Source organism: Stenotrophomonas sp. S39, assembly GCF_016624665.1.
Taxonomy (GTDB): Bacteria; Pseudomonadota; Gammaproteobacteria; order Xanthomonadales; family Xanthomonadaceae; genus Stenotrophomonas.
Window position 1 is genome coordinate 1 of sequence record NZ_JACVTT010000104.1, and the last position, 15289, is coordinate 15289.

At 68.4% G+C, this 15289-nt stretch carries 13 protein-coding genes; 7 read left to right on the forward strand and 6 right to left on the reverse strand.

The window, feature by feature from the left end:
• Nucleotides 1-146: 146 nt before the first annotated feature.
• From IAE41_RS19400 to rlmJ, 5 genes are all read right to left on the reverse strand, one after another.
• Nucleotides 147-737 carry an HD domain-containing phosphohydrolase gene (locus tag IAE41_RS19400; protein ID WP_200734217.1) on the reverse strand — a complete coding sequence of 197 codons (591 nt, stop codon included), beginning with the start codon at nt 735-737 and terminating at the stop codon, nt 147-149.
• A 144-nt stretch (nt 738-881) separates the two neighbouring features.
• Nucleotides 882-1397: a hypothetical protein gene (locus IAE41_RS19405; RefSeq protein WP_079221195.1), complete on the reverse strand. Its 516-nt coding sequence runs from the start codon at nt 1395-1397 to the stop codon at nt 882-884.
• A gap of 85 nt (nt 1398-1482) precedes the next feature.
• Entirely contained in the window at nt 1483-4947 is a 3465-nt protein-coding gene (mfd, locus tag IAE41_RS19410; RefSeq protein ID WP_200734218.1) for a transcription-repair coupling factor, read from the reverse strand.
• Between the two features lie 105 nt (nt 4948-5052).
• A complete protein-coding gene (locus tag IAE41_RS19415; RefSeq protein ID WP_079221197.1) occupies nt 5053-5598 on the reverse strand; it encodes a GNAT family N-acetyltransferase in 546 nt (181 codons plus the stop codon).
• A gap of 117 nt (nt 5599-5715) precedes the next feature.
• Nucleotides 5716-6573, reverse strand: a complete 858-nt coding sequence (rlmJ, locus tag IAE41_RS19420; protein WP_079221198.1) for a 23S rRNA (adenine(2030)-N(6))-methyltransferase RlmJ — start codon at nt 6571-6573, stop codon at nt 5716-5718.
• Nucleotides 6574-6608: 35 nt separating this feature from the next.
• On the opposite strand from rlmJ, the gene creB reads away from it, so the two are divergent.
• The 7 genes from creB to IAE41_RS19455 all read left to right on the forward strand — a co-directional run bounded on the left by creB (nt 6609) and on the right by IAE41_RS19455 (nt 14386).
• Complete coding sequence (creB, locus tag IAE41_RS19425) at nt 6609-7337, forward strand: two-component system response regulator CreB (RefSeq protein ID WP_200734219.1); 729 nt, start codon at nt 6609-6611, stop codon at nt 7335-7337.
• Nucleotides 7338-7340: 3 nt separating this feature from the next.
• Nucleotides 7341-8801, forward strand: a complete 1461-nt coding sequence (gene creC / locus IAE41_RS19430; RefSeq protein ID WP_200734220.1) for a two-component system sensor histidine kinase CreC — start codon at nt 7341-7343, stop codon at nt 8799-8801.
• An 81-nt stretch (nt 8802-8882) separates the two neighbouring features.
• The gene (creD, locus tag IAE41_RS19435; protein ID WP_200734221.1) at nt 8883-10202 is read left to right on the forward strand and encodes a cell envelope integrity protein CreD; all 1320 of its coding nucleotides are present in this window, start codon (nt 8883-8885) and stop codon (nt 10200-10202) included.
• A gap of 10 nt (nt 10203-10212) precedes the next feature.
• Nucleotides 10213-10623, forward strand: a complete 411-nt coding sequence (locus IAE41_RS19440; protein ID WP_200734222.1) for a hypothetical protein — start codon at nt 10213-10215, stop codon at nt 10621-10623.
• 183 nt (nt 10624-10806) lie between these two features.
• Nucleotides 10807-12363, forward strand: a complete 1557-nt coding sequence (locus tag IAE41_RS19445; protein WP_200734225.1) for a M20/M25/M40 family metallo-hydrolase — start codon at nt 10807-10809, stop codon at nt 12361-12363.
• 93 nt (nt 12364-12456) lie between these two features.
• The gene (gene gltX / locus IAE41_RS19450) at nt 12457-13860 is read left to right on the forward strand and encodes a glutamate--tRNA ligase (protein WP_108746262.1); all 1404 of its coding nucleotides are present in this window, start codon (nt 12457-12459) and stop codon (nt 13858-13860) included.
• Between the two features lie 34 nt (nt 13861-13894).
• The gene (locus IAE41_RS19455; protein WP_200734223.1) at nt 13895-14386 is read left to right on the forward strand and encodes a Fur family transcriptional regulator; all 492 of its coding nucleotides are present in this window, start codon (nt 13895-13897) and stop codon (nt 14384-14386) included.
• Nucleotides 14387-14419: 33 nt separating this feature from the next.
• Here IAE41_RS19455 and IAE41_RS19460 read toward each other — a convergent pair whose 3' ends face one another.
• Nucleotides 14420-15091: a hypothetical protein gene (locus IAE41_RS19460; RefSeq protein WP_200734224.1), complete on the reverse strand. Its 672-nt coding sequence runs from the start codon at nt 15089-15091 to the stop codon at nt 14420-14422.
• Nucleotides 15092-15289: the final 198 nt, after the last annotated feature.

Genomic DNA, 15289 nt, shown 5'->3' on the forward strand with positions numbered 1-15289 from the left:
CGGTCTGCGCGAAGGGCAGTCGACCAACGGTCGACTCTACCTGTCTGGCGGAACGGTGACCCGGTAGAGTCGACCGTTGGTCGACTATCGCGCGCAGCGCGGGGTTTTCGCGGTCTGCGCGAGGGGCAGTCGACCAACGGTCGACTCTACCCGGCCAGCATGACGCGGAACCGGCCCAGCACGTAGGGGTCGATCAGGCCACCAGCCTGGTCATCAAGGATGCGCAGCACCGCCTCATGTTCCATCGCCTGGCGGTAGGGACGTGCGCTGGTCATCGCATCGTAGGCGTCGACCACGGTGAGGATGCGTGCGCCCAGCGGGATCGACTCGCCCTGCAGGCCATCGGGATAGCCGCTGCCATCGTGTGCCTCGTGGTGGGCGCGGATCAGCCGCGCCACCGCCACCGCATCACTGCGGCCGGTGGCCAGGAAAATATGCTCGCCGCGCACCGGGTGCTCGCGCATGACTGCGCGGTCCTCTTCGGTGTGGCGGCGCGCGCTCAGCAGTACGTCATCGGGAATGCCGATCTTGCCGATGTCGTGGAAGCGCGCGGCGAGGGCGGTGTGTGCGCAGCCTTCGCTGTCCATGTCGCAGTGGAGGGCCAGGCGCTGCGCAAGCAGGCCGACGCGGTCGCAGTGGTGGCGGGTATAGGCATCACGCATCTGCAGCGACATCGACAGGGCATCGATCAGGCAGGAACCGGCGTGCAGCAGGTCGGGAGGACTGGAATGAAGCATGGGGGTGGGGCGCCGCCTTGGCATACAGAAACAACAAGGCCCGCATCTGCGGGCCCGGATGGGGTGGGGGCGCATAGGGTAGCGCGCGTGGCACGTCGTGCAGGGCCACGCGCGTACCGTGGGCTACGGCATGCGGTGCTGTGTTCAGCCGCTGGTCTGCAGGGTCACGCGGTTGGCCTTGGCGAACGCGTCCTGCGCATCGCTCAGCACCTGCATGTCCTTGTCCATCTTCGTCATGGCCTGGTCCAGCTGTTCCAGCAGCGGTGCAACCTGTTCTTCGCTGTAACCGTCGGGCAGAGCGGCGATCTGCTCCATCACCGCGAACATGGCAGCGGTACTCTGCACCGAGTCACGCAGGTTCTGGTGCAGCGGCTCAGCATCCTTGCCGTGGGGCAGCTGTTCGATGTGGGTCAGGCGGTTGGTGGCTTCCTGGTGCGCGTTCTTCAGGCCGAAGCGGTACTGCTCCAGGCTCTTGCCGTCCTGCAGGGCGGCATGGAACGCTTCGCCACGCGCGCCACTGGTCCACTGCTCGACGGTATGCACCATGCTGTTCCAGCTGGCGACGTTTTCCAGCAGATAGTCGCGATTGCTCATGCCGCTGTTGCAGGCGGCCAGCAGGCCCAGGCTGGTGGCCAGCAGAAGGGGGGCAAATCGATTCACGCAAACACTCCTTGTCTCGGGCGCAGGTTCGGTGGGTGCCAGCCCATCGCCCGCAACGGGCTGGCACCGGTGGTGCGCGGTGGTGTCAGCGCACCGCCAGGGTCAGCAGCAGCGCGCGGGCCGCGTTGAAGCGGTCTTCCGGCAACGGCAGCGGGTGCTTGATGCGCAGCTTGTCCGGCCCTTCCATTGCATACAGGTTGGGCTGCTTCTGGATCAGCTGGATCACCGCCATCGGGTCGATGTTCGGCTTGGATTCGAACACGATGCGGCCGCCGTTCTCGCCCAGGTCCAGTTTGCGGATGCCCAGGGTATTGGCCTGCAGCTTCAGTTCGGCGATGGCGAACAGGTGCTTGGCCGGATCCGGCAGCAGGCCGAAGCGATCGATCATCTCCACCTGCAGCTCGCGCAGCGCATCGCTGTCACGTGCGCTGGAAATGCGCTTGTACAGGGTCAGTCGGGTGTGCACGTCCGGCAGGTAGTCTTCCGGAATCAGCGCGGGCACGTGCAGCTCCACCTCGGCGCCGCGCACTTCCTCGCCGGCATCCAGGTCAGGCAGCTTGCCCTGCTTGATGCTGCGCACCGCGCGCTCCAGCAGCTCGGTGTAGAGGCTGAAGCCCACTTCGGCCATCTGTCCGCTCTGGTCCTCGCCCAGCAGTTCGCCGGCGCCGCGGATTTCCAGATCGTGGGTGGCCAGGGTGAAGCCGGCGCCCAGTTCGTCCATCGAGGCGATCGCTTCCAGGCGCTTTTCCGCATCGGGGGTGATCGACCGACGGTCCGGCGCCACCAGGTAGGCGTACGCGCGGTGGTGCGAACGGCCGACGCGGCCGCGCAGCTGGTGCAGCTGGGCCAGGCCGAAGCGGTCGGCGCGGTTGATGATGATGGTGTTGGCGTTGGGAATGTCGATGCCCGATTCGATGATCGTGGTCGACAGCAGCACGTTGAAGCGCTGCTTCTGGAAATCCAGCATCACCTTTTCCAGCTCGCGCTCGGGCATCTGCCCATGGGCGATGCCGATGCGCGCTTCGGGTACCAGCTCGGACAGCTCGCGCTGCATGCGGCCGATGCTTTCCACGTCGTTGTGCAGGAAATACAGCTGGCCACCACGCGCAAGCTCGCGCTGGAACGCTTCGCGCAGCAGCGCGTTGTCCCACTGGGTGATGAAGGTCTGCACCGCCAGCCGGTTCGGCGGCGGGGTGGCGATGATCGACAGGTCGCGCAGGCCGGCCATGGCCATGTTCAAGGTACGCGGGATCGGCGTGGCGGTCAGCGTCAGCAGGTGCACGTTGGCGCGCAGCGCCTTCAGGGCTTCCTTCTGGCGCACGCCGAAACGCTGCTCCTCGTCGACGATGACCATGCCAAGGTCCTTGAACTTCACGTCCCGCTGCAGCAGGCGATGGGTACCGACGATCACGTCGATGGTGCCAGCGGCGACCTTCTCCAGTTCGGCCTTGATTTCCTTGGTGCTCTTGAAGCGCGAGAGCACTTCCACCTTCAGCGGGTAATCGGCGAAGCGGTCGCGGAAATTGCGGTAGTGCTGTTCGGCCAGCAGCGTGGTCGGCACCAGCACCGCCACCTGCTTGCCGGCACTGGCGGCGGCAAACGCCGCGCGCACGGCCACTTCGGTCTTGCCGAACCCGACGTCGCCACAGACCACGCGGTCCATCGGCTGGCTGCTGGCCAGGTCGCGCAGGGTGGCGTCGATGGCGGCCAGCTGGTCCGGGGTTTCCTCGAACGGGAAGCCGGCCGCGAACGGTTCGTACATCGCGCGGTCCACCTGCAGTGCCAGGCCGGCACGCGCCTGGCGGCGGGCCTGGATCTCCAGCAGTTCGGCGGCCACGTCGCGCACCTTTTCGGCCGCCTTGCGCTTGGCCTTGGTCCACTGCTCGCCGCCCAGCGAATGCAGCGGCGCGGTTTCCGCCGATGCGCCGGAATAGCGGCTGATCAGGTGCAGCTGGGCCACCGGTACGTACAGGCGGTCGCCCTTGGCGTATTCGATTTCCAGGAACTCGCCGGGCATGCCGCCGACGTCCATCGCGATCAGGCCACGGTAGCGGCCGACGCCATGGTCTTCGTGCACGATCGGCGCGCCTTCGGTCAGCTCGCCCAGATCACGGATGATCGCCTCCGGCTCGCGGCCGGCACGGCGCGTGCGACGGGTGCTGCCGGCGCGCTCGGGGAACAGCTGGCGCTCGGTCAGTACCGCGATGCGCGGTTCGTCCAGCGCGAAGCCGTCTTCCAGCGGTGCCACCGTGATGGCGAAGCGCGCATCGCTGGCGAGGAAGCTGGGCAGGTCGGCCACCACCGGCGGCTTCAGCTCGGCGGCCTGCAGGACTTCCAGCAGGGCCTCGCGGCGGCCCGGTGAATCGGCGGCGATCAGCACCCGGCCCGGGTAGTGGCCGAGGAAGGATTTCAGTGCATCGCCGGCGGGTGCCTCGCGCGCGGCCACCGGCAGCGGCGGCAGCGGCTGGTCGCCCAGCGCGTGCGCATCGGCAATGCGTACATGCTCAGGCGCCCACACCTCGATGCGCGCGGCATCGTTCAGGCGCTCGCGCAGCAGTTCCGGCGACAGGTACAGCGACGACGGCGGCAGCAGCGGCCGTTCCACATCGTGGCGGCGCTGCTCGTAACGGTCACCGGTCTGCGCCCAGAACGCGACGGCCGCTTCGTCCGCACCGGTGCACACCACCGGCAGGCTGCCGGCGGGCAGGTAGTCGAACAGGGTGGCGGTGCGGTCGAAGAACAGCGGCAGGTAGTACTCGATGCCGGCCGGGGCCAGCCCGGATTTCAGGTCCTGGTACAGCGAGCTGCGCCGGGTATCGACATCGAAGCGCTCGCGCAGCGTGCCCAGCACGCGGGCGATGCTGGCATCGTCCATCGGCACTTCGCGGCCGGGCAGCATGTGCACCGACTCGACCTTGTCCAGTGAACGCTGGCTTTCCGGGTCGAAGGCGCGGATCGAATCGATGTCCTCGTCCAGCAGCTCGACCCGCAGCGGCTCGTCGGCGCCCATCGGGAACACATCGAGCAGGCCGCCACGCACGGCGAAATCGCCCGGGTCCATCACCTGCGGCACGTTGCGGTAGCCGGCGCTTTCCAGGCGGCGCTTCTCGGCTTCCAGGTCCAGGCGCTGGCCGACCTTCAGGTCGAAGCTGCCACCGATGACGTAGCTGCGCGGGGCCAGCTGCTGCAGCACCGTCTGTACCGGCACCACCACCAGGCCACGCTTCAGCGTGGGCAGGCGGTGCAGGGCAGCCAGGCGCTGGGAAATGATGTCCGGGTGCGGACTGAAGCGGTCGTAGGGCAGCGTTTCCCAATCCGGGAAAGCGACCACCGGCAGGTCCGGCTCGTTGCCGATCAGGGTCTGCAGGTCGGCTTCGAGCTGGTTGGCGCCGTGGTTGTCACGGGCGATCACCAGCAGCGGCGCGTCATGCGCGCGCGCCGCCTGGACCAGGTACCAGGCCAGGGCGGTCGGCGAAGCGGGGGCGCGCCACCAGGCGCGGAGCTGGCCGGCGCGCGGCAGCGGCGGGGCGGGGTATGAGGTACGCGACATGGACCGCTGATCTTAGCAGAAGGGGGTGTCGCTACCGTGTGCGCGAGTAGAGTCGAGCTTGCTCGACTGCCGGTGAATATGCGCCGGCCAGCGGCCGGCGCTACCTTAATTGTCCAGTTCCAGCACCATGCGCACCAGGCCGTCGGCGCCGTTGGGGTGCGGTACCGGCTTGAAGCCCAGCGAGGCCGCCAGCTGCTTCATCGGCTCGTTCTCGGCCGCCACGTCGCCATACAGGCGGTCCAGGTACTTGCCGCGTCCCCACTTCACCAGCTTGCGCATCAGCTGCCGGCCCAGGCCCTGGCCGATCAGGAAGCGGCTGATCAGGATCGCGTACTCGGCCTCACGGGTGCCGGGGATGATCGAGGCGCGGGCCACCGCACCCACGACCGCCTCACCGGCGGGCAGCGACTCGGCGGCCACCAGGGTGATTTCGGTCTTGGGGTTGGGATGGGTCAGGCGCTGGGTGGTGTCCGGCGAAAGCTCGGTCACCGACTGCAGGAAACGGTCACGGATTTCTTCCGGCCCGAAGAGGCTGAAGGCGGCCTGCAGCGGCGCGCCGTCTTCCGGGCGGATGGGGCGGATCAGCAGCTCGTGGCCGCTGGGAGCCTTGAAGATCTCATGCCAGGGCGGCATGCGGTTGCGAGTGGCCATACCGGGTGATTCCTTGGTGGTCCATCGATTGTGGCATCACCGGGGCTGCATTCCGTGAACGAAAGGCTCACGTGCGTACAGCCTCGTGAAGACGGCAGATCGTCGCTTGAACGTGCCTTATTCGGGTGCCTTGAGCCAATCCAGGCGGGTCGTGGCACCCGGCTCGCCCAGGTGCTGGCGCAGCGCCGGCAGGGCCGGGCCGACCACGCGGTCGAACTGCCAGGGGGCATTGAGCAGCAGCATGCCACTGCCGTTGAGGCGCAGCGGGGAATCGTCCGGGCGCACCAGGAACTCGATGGTCATGGCCGATTTCACCGGCAGGGCGGCAGCCTTGCGCAGGAAATGCAGGATGGTGCGGCGCTGCTTGATCGGGAACCAGACCGCGCAGGTCGCCTGCGGCCAGCGCGCCAGGGTCTCGGCCAGGGCGGCCAGGATGGCCTGGTACTCGGCATCCTGCGCTTCATACGGCGGGTCGATCAGGACCAGGCCACGGCCGATCTTGGTGCCGTTGGCCTTCGGCGGCAGCTGCGAGCGCAGCAGGGCATAGCCGTCGCCTGGGTGCACGCCGACGCGGCTGTCGTGGGCGAACAGCGCCTTCAGCGAGGCCGCTTCGTCTTCCTGCAGCTCGCAGACGGCCATCCGGTCCTGCGCGCGCATGGCCTGGGCGCTCAGCAGCGGCGAACCGGGGTAGGTGATCATCGCGCCCACCGGGTTGTCGGCCTGCACGGCCTTCAGGTAGCGCTCGACCACCTCCGGCAGCTTGGGCTGGGCCATCAGCCGCATGATGCCGTCTTCGGCCTCCAGGGTCTTGCGGCCCTCTACGCTGGCCAGCAGGTAGCGGCCGGCACCGCCATGGGTGTCGAGCACGAAGAACGGGCTGTCCTTGCGCTTGAAGCTGTCGATCAGGGCCAGCTGCACGATGTGCTTGAGGACATCGGCATGGTTGCCGGCATGGAAGGCGTGGCGATAGTTCATGGGCGGCAGTGTACGGGGCGGCGGCCGCAGCGGCTATGCTGCGCGCCATGACACACCCTGTTGCCCAGGTCCTGGTGGTCGAGGACGAAGCCGCCATCGCCGAAACCGTGCTGTACGCCCTGCGCAGCGAAGGCTACGCGGCCAGCCACTGCCTGCTGGGTGGCCAAGCCCTGCAGCGCCTGCAGGAGGGCGATGTGGACGTGGTGGTGCTGGACGTGGGCCTGCCCGACCTCAGCGGCTTCGAGGTCTGCCGCCGCCTGCGCGCCCTGCCGGGGCCGCAGGCGCAGGTGCCGGTGATCTTCCTGACCGCCCGCAACGATGAGCTGGACCGCGTGCTGGGCCTGGAACTGGGGGCGGACGACTACATGGCCAAGCCCTTTTCGCCGCGCGAGCTGGTGGCCCGGGTGCGCGCCCGCCTGCGCCGCGTGCCGCCCGCCGCCCCGGCCGCGGCGGTGGCCGAGCCCGGCTGGCGCGAACACGGGGCCTTCGCCATCGACCGCGAGGGCCGGCGCATCCGCTACCAGGGCCATGCGCTGGACCTGACCCGCTACGAATACGCCCTGCTGGAGGCGCTGCTGCAGCGCCCCGGGGCCATCCTCAGCCGCGCGCAGCTGATGGACCGCGGCTGGGACAGCAGCGCCGACAGTGCCGACCGCACCGTCGATACCCACGTCAAGACGCTGCGCGCCAAGCTGCGCGCCGCCGGGGCCAGCGACGACCCGATCCGCACCCACCGTGGCCTGGGCTACGCGCTGGAGACCTGAGCCATGCGCCTGGTACTGAAGCTGTTCCTGGGCTTCTTCCTGATCACCGGCATCGCCGCGTTCTTCGTGATGCGGGTGTTCGTCAACGAGGTGAAGCCGGGCGTGCGCCAGGCGATGGAATCGACCCTGGTCGATGCGGCCAACGTGCTCGCCGAAATGGCTGCCGCCGACGTCAAGGCCGGCACGATCGGCAGCGGCAGCTTCACCCGCAACCTGGCCAAGGCCCGCCAGCGCGACCTGAAGGCGATGGTCTGGCGCTTCCCGAAGCGCTCGCTGGATTACCGGGTGACGATCACCGATGCGCGCGGCATCGTCATCTACGATTCGCTGGGCCGCGACATGGGCCGCGACAATTCGCGCTGGAATGATGTCTACCGCACGCTGCGCGGCGAGTACGGCGCGCGCTCCAGCCCGGAGATCGCCGGCAGCGAGGGCGACACGGTGATGCACGTGGCCGCGCCGGTCTACGACCCCGCCGATGGCCACACCCTCATCGGCGTGCTCAGCCTGGCCCAGCCCAACCGCAGCATCGATCCGTTCATCGCCGCCAGCCAGCGCGCCATCATGGAGCGTGGGGCGTGGCTGATCGGCCTGTCCGCGCTGGTGGGCATACTGGTGACGATGTGGCTGACCACCGGCCTGGGCCAGCTCAGCCGTTATGCACGCGCGGTCACCGCCGGCGAGCCGGTGCCGCCACCACGGCGCCGCCGCGACGAGATCGGCGATCTCGGCCAGGCCCTGGAAACCATGCGCCGCAAGCTGGAAGGCAAGGCCTACGTCGAGCAGTACGTGCAGTCGCTGACGCACGAAATGAAAAGCCCGCTGGCCGCCATCCGCGGTGCCGCCGAACTGCTGCAGGAACCGATGCCCGATGCCGACCGCGCGCACTTCGCGCGCAGCATCGTCGACCAGCAGGAGCGGCTGACCGAAACCATCGACAAGCTGCTGGCGCTGGCCGAGGTCGAACAGCACGGCTGGCTGCAGACCCGCGATCCGATCGCGCTGGGCGCGCTGCTGGATGATGCCGCCGCTGCCGCCCAGGTGCGCGCACGGGCGGCCGGGGTGGAAGTGCGCATCGGCGCGGTGCCGGACCTGCGCGTGTACGGCGATGCCTATCTGTTGCGGCAGGCGCTGCACAACCTGATCGACAACGCGGTGGCATTCTCGGCGGCCGGCAGCGTGGTCGAACTGGAGGCGGTTGCCGATGGCCAGGGCGTGCGCCTGCAGGTCGCTGACCGTGGCGCGGGCGTACCCGATTACGCGCGCGAACGGGTGTTCGAGCGCTTCTATTCGCTGGCCCGCCCGGGCAGTGGCCGGCGCAGCTCGGGCCTGGGCCTGCCGTTCGTGCAGGAAGTGGCCCGCCTGCACGATGGCCGCGCCGGCCTCGAGCCGCGGCCCTCGGGCGGCACCATGGCCAGCCTGTGGCTGCCACTGGGTGGGCCGGTGCAGCGCGCCCGCCGCTGACTTCACATCCGCTTCAAATTCGCCACAAACCCCGCTCACCGCCGCCGTCCATCCTGCAGCCCTCTCCAACGAGGATGGACGATGAAATCCCTGAAGATGCTGTTGCGGTTCGCCATCGTCGGCGGACTGATCCTGCTGCTGCTGATCCCGCTGACGATGATCCGCGGCGTCATCAACGAGCGCAGTGCGTACCGCGACGAAGCGTTCGCACGGGTGGCCGACAGCCGGGCCGGTGCGCAGCGCCTGGTGGGCCCGGTGCGGGTGGTGCCGTGGGTCGAGCGCCAGCACGTCGAGGTGGTCGACGCCAAGGGCAACAAGAAGACCGAGGTGCAGGTGACCGAAGGCCATTGGCTGCAGATGCCGGCCTCGCTGGACGTGGGCGGCGAGATGCTGCCCAGCCAGCGCGAAGTGGGCCTGTTCAAGGTGCCGGTGTACAGCTGGAACGGCCAGCTGAAGGCGACCTTCGCCGCCGACGATTACCCGGTGAAGCCCGGCCGCAGCTACGGCCAGCCGTACGTGGTGCTGGGCGTGTCCGATGCCCGCGGCCTGGTCGGCACGCCGGACCTGCGCGTGGACGGCAAGCCGGTGCGGCTGCTGCCCGGGGTCGGCGTGGCCAGCCAGGTGGGGCGTGGCCTGCATGCGCCGGTGGCCGGTTTCAGCGACAGCCAGGGCGGCACGCTGGCCGGCAGCAGCATCGAACTGCAGTTGCGCCTGGATGGCAGCCGCGCGCTGTCGGTGGTGCCGGTGGGCGATGACACGAAGATCGCGCTGCGCTCGCGCTGGCCGCACCCGTCCTTCAGCGGCGCCTTCCTGCCCAACGAGCGGCGCGTCGATGCACAGGGCTTCAACGCGCACTGGGCGGTGTCCTCGCTGGCCTCCGATGCACAGGCCCAGCTGCGTGCCGAGGGTGCAGTCGATTCGCAGGCGGTGACCGTATCGCTGGTTGATCCGGTCGATGCCTACACCCAGGCCGACCGCGCTTCCAAGTACGGCATCCTGTTCGTCGTGCTCACCTTCGTCGGCTTCATCCTGTTCGAACTGATCAAGTCGCTGCGCATCCACCCGCTGCAGTACCTGATGGTCGGCCTGGCGCTGGCGATCTTCTTCCTGCTGCTGATCAGCCTGTCCGAGCACATCACCTTCTGGAAGGCTTACCTGGTGTCGGCTGTGGCCTGCATCGGCCTGCAGGCGGTGTACCTGGCCCACGTGCTGGGCCACTGGAAGCGTGGTCTGGGCTTTGCCGCGATGCTGACGCTGTTGTACGGCGCGTTGTATGGCCTGCTGGTGTCGGAAAACAACGCGCTGCTGATGGGGTCGCTGCTGCTGTTCGTGATCCTGGCACTGGCGATGTGGGTCACCCGCCGGGTCGACTGGTACGCGCTGGGCGCGGACCTGAAGTAAGGAGCACACCATGGGCTGGCGCCAAGGATTGCGGCAACGGGCACGTCTGGGCATACCGGCCCTGCTGGAAGTGGATGCACTGCTGCAGGCACATGGTGTGCTGGCGGCCCTGCCGGGGGCACGGATCGCCCCCGGCCTGGTCCGCTTCCAGCTGGCAGCGGTGACCTGCGAGGGATTGCAGCGCAAGGGGCTGGAATGGCTGGCCGGCGCGCGGCAGGGACGCGGCGCGCTGGGCGGGCGGGTGCCACGCTACCGGCCATGGAAGGTCGGCGCGGCGGCGCTGTCGGAGATCGGCATCGACGGGCTGCCGGCGGACTGGCCGGCGCATGCGGCGGTGTATGGCTGCAGCAGCGTGGACCAGCGCCACTGGCTGTTGCTGCTGCCGGAGCGCGCGCAGTTGTGGCTGGGGTGGTGTGGGTGAGCGCGCACGGAGCATCCACGCATGGCGTGGATCTACTGGATCCGTCGTCCATGACCGATGGGACGGGGGCGCTGCGCCCCCGCTGGCTAGACTCGATGGGTTGACGATCGAGCCGAAGGGCAGGGGTGTGGCGTGTTGAAGTGGAACGGGCTGAAGTGGGGCGTGCTGGCCACAGCGCTGGCGATGGGTGGCAATGCAGTGGCGCAGCAGCGCGAACCGGTGGACCTGGACATGGTCAGCCGCATCCGCCAGGAGGCCTTCCACCGTTCGCAGGTGATGGACACCTTCAGCTACCTCACCGAGCGCATCGGCCCGCGCCTGACCAACTCGCCGGCGATGGGCCGCGCCAATGCGTGGACCCGCGGCAAGTTCAGCGAATGGAAGCTGGACAACGTGCACGACGAAGCCTTCGATGATTTCGGCCGTGGCTGGGAATTCACCTCGGCCAGCGTGGAAATGCTGGGCGACCGCGTGCAGCCGCTGCACGCCCTGCCCAAGGCGTGGACGCCCGGCACCCAGGGCCCGGTCGAGGGCGAGCTGGTGCACGTGGAGATCAAGAAGCCCGAGGACATCGAGAAGTACCGCGGCAAGCTGCGCGGCAAGATCCTGCTGCTGGGCGAGGCGCGCGAGTACAAGCGCGGTACCGAGCCGGATTCGCACCGGCACGATGCCACCTCGCTGGAAGGCCTGCAGGAATTCACCCTGCCCAAGGACGTGGTCGCCGAACGGGCCAAGCGGGTGAAGGAATATAAGGAACGCCAGGAACTGGCCGCCAAGGTCAACGCCTTCTTCGTGGAAGAGGGCGCGCTGGCCGCGATCAGCATCAGCAGCTGGGACAACGGCATCATCCGTGTTGCCGGCGGCGGCTCGCGCAAGGCGGGCGAATCGGTGGGCATCCCGGAACTGGCGATGATCGCCGAGCACTTCAACCCGCTGGTGCGCGCGCTGGAGGCCAAGCAGCCGGTGCGCCTGCGCGTCGACGTGGCCGCACGCTTCACCGATGAGGCCGACCAGCCGGGCTACAACACGCTGGCCGAGATCCGTGGCAGCAGCAAGCCCGATGAAGTGGTGATGATCGGCGCCCACCTGGATTCCTGGCACAGCGGCACCGGCGCAGCCGACAACGCTGCCGGCGTGGCGGTGATGATGGAGGCGATGCGCATCCTCAAGGCCACCGGCGCCAAGCCGAAGCGCACCATCCGCGTGGCCCTGTGGAGTGGCGAGGAGCAGGGCCTGATCGGCTCGCAGGCCTACGTGGCCAAGCACTTCGGTCGTTTCCCGGAACCCGCCGACCCGGCGCAGAAGGCGCTGCCGGCGTCGCTGCGCGACCCGACCGGTGCCCTGCAGAAGACCCGCGACTACGGCAAGTTCCAGGTCTACTTCAACATGGACAACGGCTCGGGCCGCTTCCGTGGCATCTATGCCCAGGAAAACCTGGCGGCGATGCCGATCTTCGAAGCCTGGCTGGCCCCGTTCCATGACGTCGGCGCGACCACCGTGGCCACCCGCAACACCGGCAGTACCGACCACATCAGCTTCGACCGCATCGGCCTGCCGGGCTTCCAGTTCATCCAGGACCGGCTGGACTACTTCACCAACGTCCACCACAGCCACCTGGATACCTGGGACCACGCCGAGCCGGACGACCTGAAGCAGGCCGCGGCCATCGTCGCCTCCTTCGCCTACAACGCGGCGATGCGCGAGCAGTCGTTCCCGCGCAAGGCTGAACCGCAGCCCTGAGAAACCGGGCGGGAGGGGCTGGCCGCGTCCGCCCCTCCTTGCCTTTCCAGGGCTGGTGGTAAAATCGGGGGATTCCCGTTCCCCGAGCCCTCCATGATCTGCCGCACCCGCTTCGCCCCCAGCCCCACCGGTTACCTGCACATCGGCGGTGCCCGCACCGCGCTTTACTGCTGGCTGGAGGCCCGCCACCGCGGCGGCGAGTTCGTGCTGCGCATCGAGGACACCGACCGCGAACGCAGCACCCAGGGCGCGATCGACGCGATCCTGGAGGCGATGGACTGGCTGGGCCTGGACTACGACGTCGGCCCGATCTACCAGACCGACCGCGTCGCCCGTTACCTGGAAGTGGCCGAACAGCTGGTGGCCGACGGCAAGGCGTACTACGCCTACGAAACCCGCGAAGAGCTGGACGCGATGCGCGAGGCCGCCATGGCCAAGCAGGAGAAGCCGCGCTACAACGGCGCCGCGCGCGAGCTGGGCCTGCCGCGCAAAGATGACCCGAACCGCGTCATCCGCTTCAAGAACCCGCTGGACGGCACCGTGGTGTTCGACGACCTGATCAAGGGCCGCATCGAGATCGCCAACAGCGAGCTGGATGACATGGTCATCTTCCGCCCGGACGGCTACCCCACCTACAACTTCGCGGTGGTGGTGGACGACTGGGACATGGGCATCAGCGAGGTCATCCGCGGCGACGACCACATCAACAACACCCCGCGCCAGATCAACCTGTACGAAGGCATCGGCGCGCCGGTGCCGAAGTTCGGCCACATGCCGATGATCCTGGACGAGCAGGGCGCCAAGCTGTCCAAGCGCACCGGCGCGGCCGACGTGATGCAGTACAAGGACGCCGGCTACCTGCCCGACGCGCTGCTGAGCTACCTGGCCCGCCTGGGCTGGTCGCACGGTGACCAGGAGCTGTTCAGCCGCCAGGAGCTGGTCGAGCTGTTCGACGTGACCAACTGCAATTCCAAGGCCTCGCGCCTGGACATGGCCAAGCTGGGCTGGGTCAACCAGCACTTCCTGAAGACCGAGGAGCCGGCCAGCATCGTGCCGCACCTGGTCTACCAGCTGGAAAAGCTGGGCCTGGACGTGGCCGCTGGCCCGGCCCCGGTGGACGTGGTGATTGCCCTGCGCGAGCGCGTGCAGACCCTGAAGGAAATGGCCGAGAAGGCCGTGGTCTGGTACCAGCCGCTGACCGCGTACGACGACGCGGCCGTGGCCAAGCACTTCAAGGCCGGCGCCGAACTGCCGCTGGGCAAGGCCCGCGAGCTGCTGGCCGCCCTGCCGGAATGGACCGCCGAAGCCGTGGGCGTGGCCCTGCACGACGCTGCCGCCGCCCTGGAAATGGGCATGGGCAAGGTCGCCCAGCCGCTGCGCGTGGCCATCACCGGCACCCAGGTCAGCCCTGACATTTCCCATACCGTGTACCTGGCTGGCCGCGAACAGGCCTTGAAACGCATCGATGTGGCCATCACCAAGGTAGCAACGGCCTGAGCCCTGCCGCCCAGACCTGAACCGGAGAACGCGCATGCCTGCCAAATCTGCTTCTGCCTGTACCGCCCCGCACCACCACGTCCACGACGCATCGGATTTCGTGGCGGTGGTGGAGCGTGTCTCGCGCGAGCGCGGCCTGCGCCTGACCCCGATCCGCGCCAACGTGCTCAAGCTGATCGCCGAGGCCGGCAAGCCGGTCAAGGCCTACGAGCTGCTGGAGTGGGTGCGCAACGGCAAGGGCGTGGGCGCCGACGCCCCCCCCACCGTGTACCGCGCGCTCGATTTCCTGATGGCCAATGGATTCGTGCACAAGCTGGAATCGGTCAATGCCTTCGTGGCCTGCCACCATCCCAGCAGCGCGGCGCATTCGGTGCCGTTCCTGATCTGCAACAGCTGCCACAGCGCGGTGGAACTGGAAGACCGCGAAATCGTCACCCAGCTGGAAAAGCGCGCCAAGGAGCTGGGCTTCCAGCCGCAGGCGCAGACCCTGGAAGTGCACGGTCTCTGCGCGCGCTGCGCCGGGTAATGGATCGGTAGTGCCGGCTGCTGGCGGGCAGCCTCAGCGCGACGCCCGGGCCTTGAGTCGCTTCAGCACGGGCGTCCGCGCAGCAACCAGTTCGTCGTCCTGCAGTGCCAGCGACTGCACCCAGTCCAGCGCCTCGGGCATGCAGGCACCGCGTGCGGCATACAGCGCCAGGCTGCGGCCCCGCATTGACGGCGCCTGTTGCCACGCGCGTTGCACCAGGCGCAGCAGCACCTGCTGCATGGCCACGGGCACCACGACGCCCTTGTCGAATGACAGCAGCGAGTTCAGCGCGGCCAGCGCCCGCGAGGGCGGCGACTGCGGATCGTCCTGGCTGAAGTCGGCCCGTTCGCAGAACGCCAGCAGTGCCGCCACCGACGCCTCGCTGCGCACGTCCTCCAGCACGCTGATCGCATAGGTCACCAGGCGCGGGTCCTCCAGCAGCGGCAGCAGCCCTGCAACGCCCTGGTGGCCGAATGCCGCGCACGCCTGCGCCCACGGTGCCATCGGTGCGAAGTGCGTGCCATCGGCGTTGTACTGGAAATCCTCGCGCCAGCGGTACAGCGCACACAGCCGCTCGATCTCGGCCGCGCCCTCGGCACCGTGCTCCAGCACGAAGCGGATCAGGTCCTCCACTTCCACGTTGCCGCCATGCTCGAGCGGCGCGGTGCCCTTGGCCGCTTTTTTGGCCAGCGCGTTGAATTTCATGATGAGTGACTGTTCCTGGCGTGAAGCAGTCGAGCATGGCTCGACTCTACAAATAGAGCGGAGCCGCAGGCCCCGCTTTTGATTCTATTCCTTTGATCCACGTGGCTGACGCGCACGGAAACCGTCCGTGGCCGGGTGGGTGGGGCAGGCGGGACCGCAGGCGCCATGGATGGCGCCTACGAGCCCCCATGGTGAAGT

Excerpts from the sequence above, each read along its gene's own strand:
- IAE41_RS19400 (WP_200734217.1), bottom strand. The coding sequence starts at position 737 with ATGCTTCATTCCAGTCCTCCCGACCTGCTGCACGCCGGTTCCTGCCTG.
- mfd (WP_200734218.1), bottom strand. The coding sequence starts at position 4,947 with ATGTCGCGTACCTCATACCCCGCCCCGCCGCTGCCGCGCGCCGGCCAG.
- IAE41_RS19415 (WP_079221197.1), bottom strand. The coding sequence starts at position 5,598 with ATGGCCACTCGCAACCGCATGCCGCCCTGGCATGAGATCTTCAAGGCT.
- rlmJ (WP_079221198.1), bottom strand. The coding sequence starts at position 6,573 with ATGAACTATCGCCACGCCTTCCATGCCGGCAACCATGCCGATGTCCTC.
- creB (WP_200734219.1), top strand. The coding sequence starts at position 6,609 with ATGCTGCGCGCCATGACACACCCTGTTGCCCAGGTCCTGGTGGTCGAG.
- creC (WP_200734220.1), top strand. The coding sequence starts at position 7,341 with ATGCGCCTGGTACTGAAGCTGTTCCTGGGCTTCTTCCTGATCACCGGC.
- creD (WP_200734221.1), top strand. The coding sequence starts at position 8,883 with ATGAAATCCCTGAAGATGCTGTTGCGGTTCGCCATCGTCGGCGGACTG.
- IAE41_RS19440 (WP_200734222.1), top strand. The coding sequence starts at position 10,213 with ATGGGCTGGCGCCAAGGATTGCGGCAACGGGCACGTCTGGGCATACCG.
- IAE41_RS19445 (WP_200734225.1), top strand. The coding sequence starts at position 10,807 with ATGGGTGGCAATGCAGTGGCGCAGCAGCGCGAACCGGTGGACCTGGAC.
- gltX (WP_108746262.1), top strand. The coding sequence starts at position 12,457 with ATGATCTGCCGCACCCGCTTCGCCCCCAGCCCCACCGGTTACCTGCAC.
- IAE41_RS19455 (WP_200734223.1), top strand. The coding sequence starts at position 13,895 with ATGCCTGCCAAATCTGCTTCTGCCTGTACCGCCCCGCACCACCACGTC.
- IAE41_RS19460 (WP_200734224.1), bottom strand. The coding sequence starts at position 15,091 with ATGAAATTCAACGCGCTGGCCAAAAAAGCGGCCAAGGGCACCGCGCCG.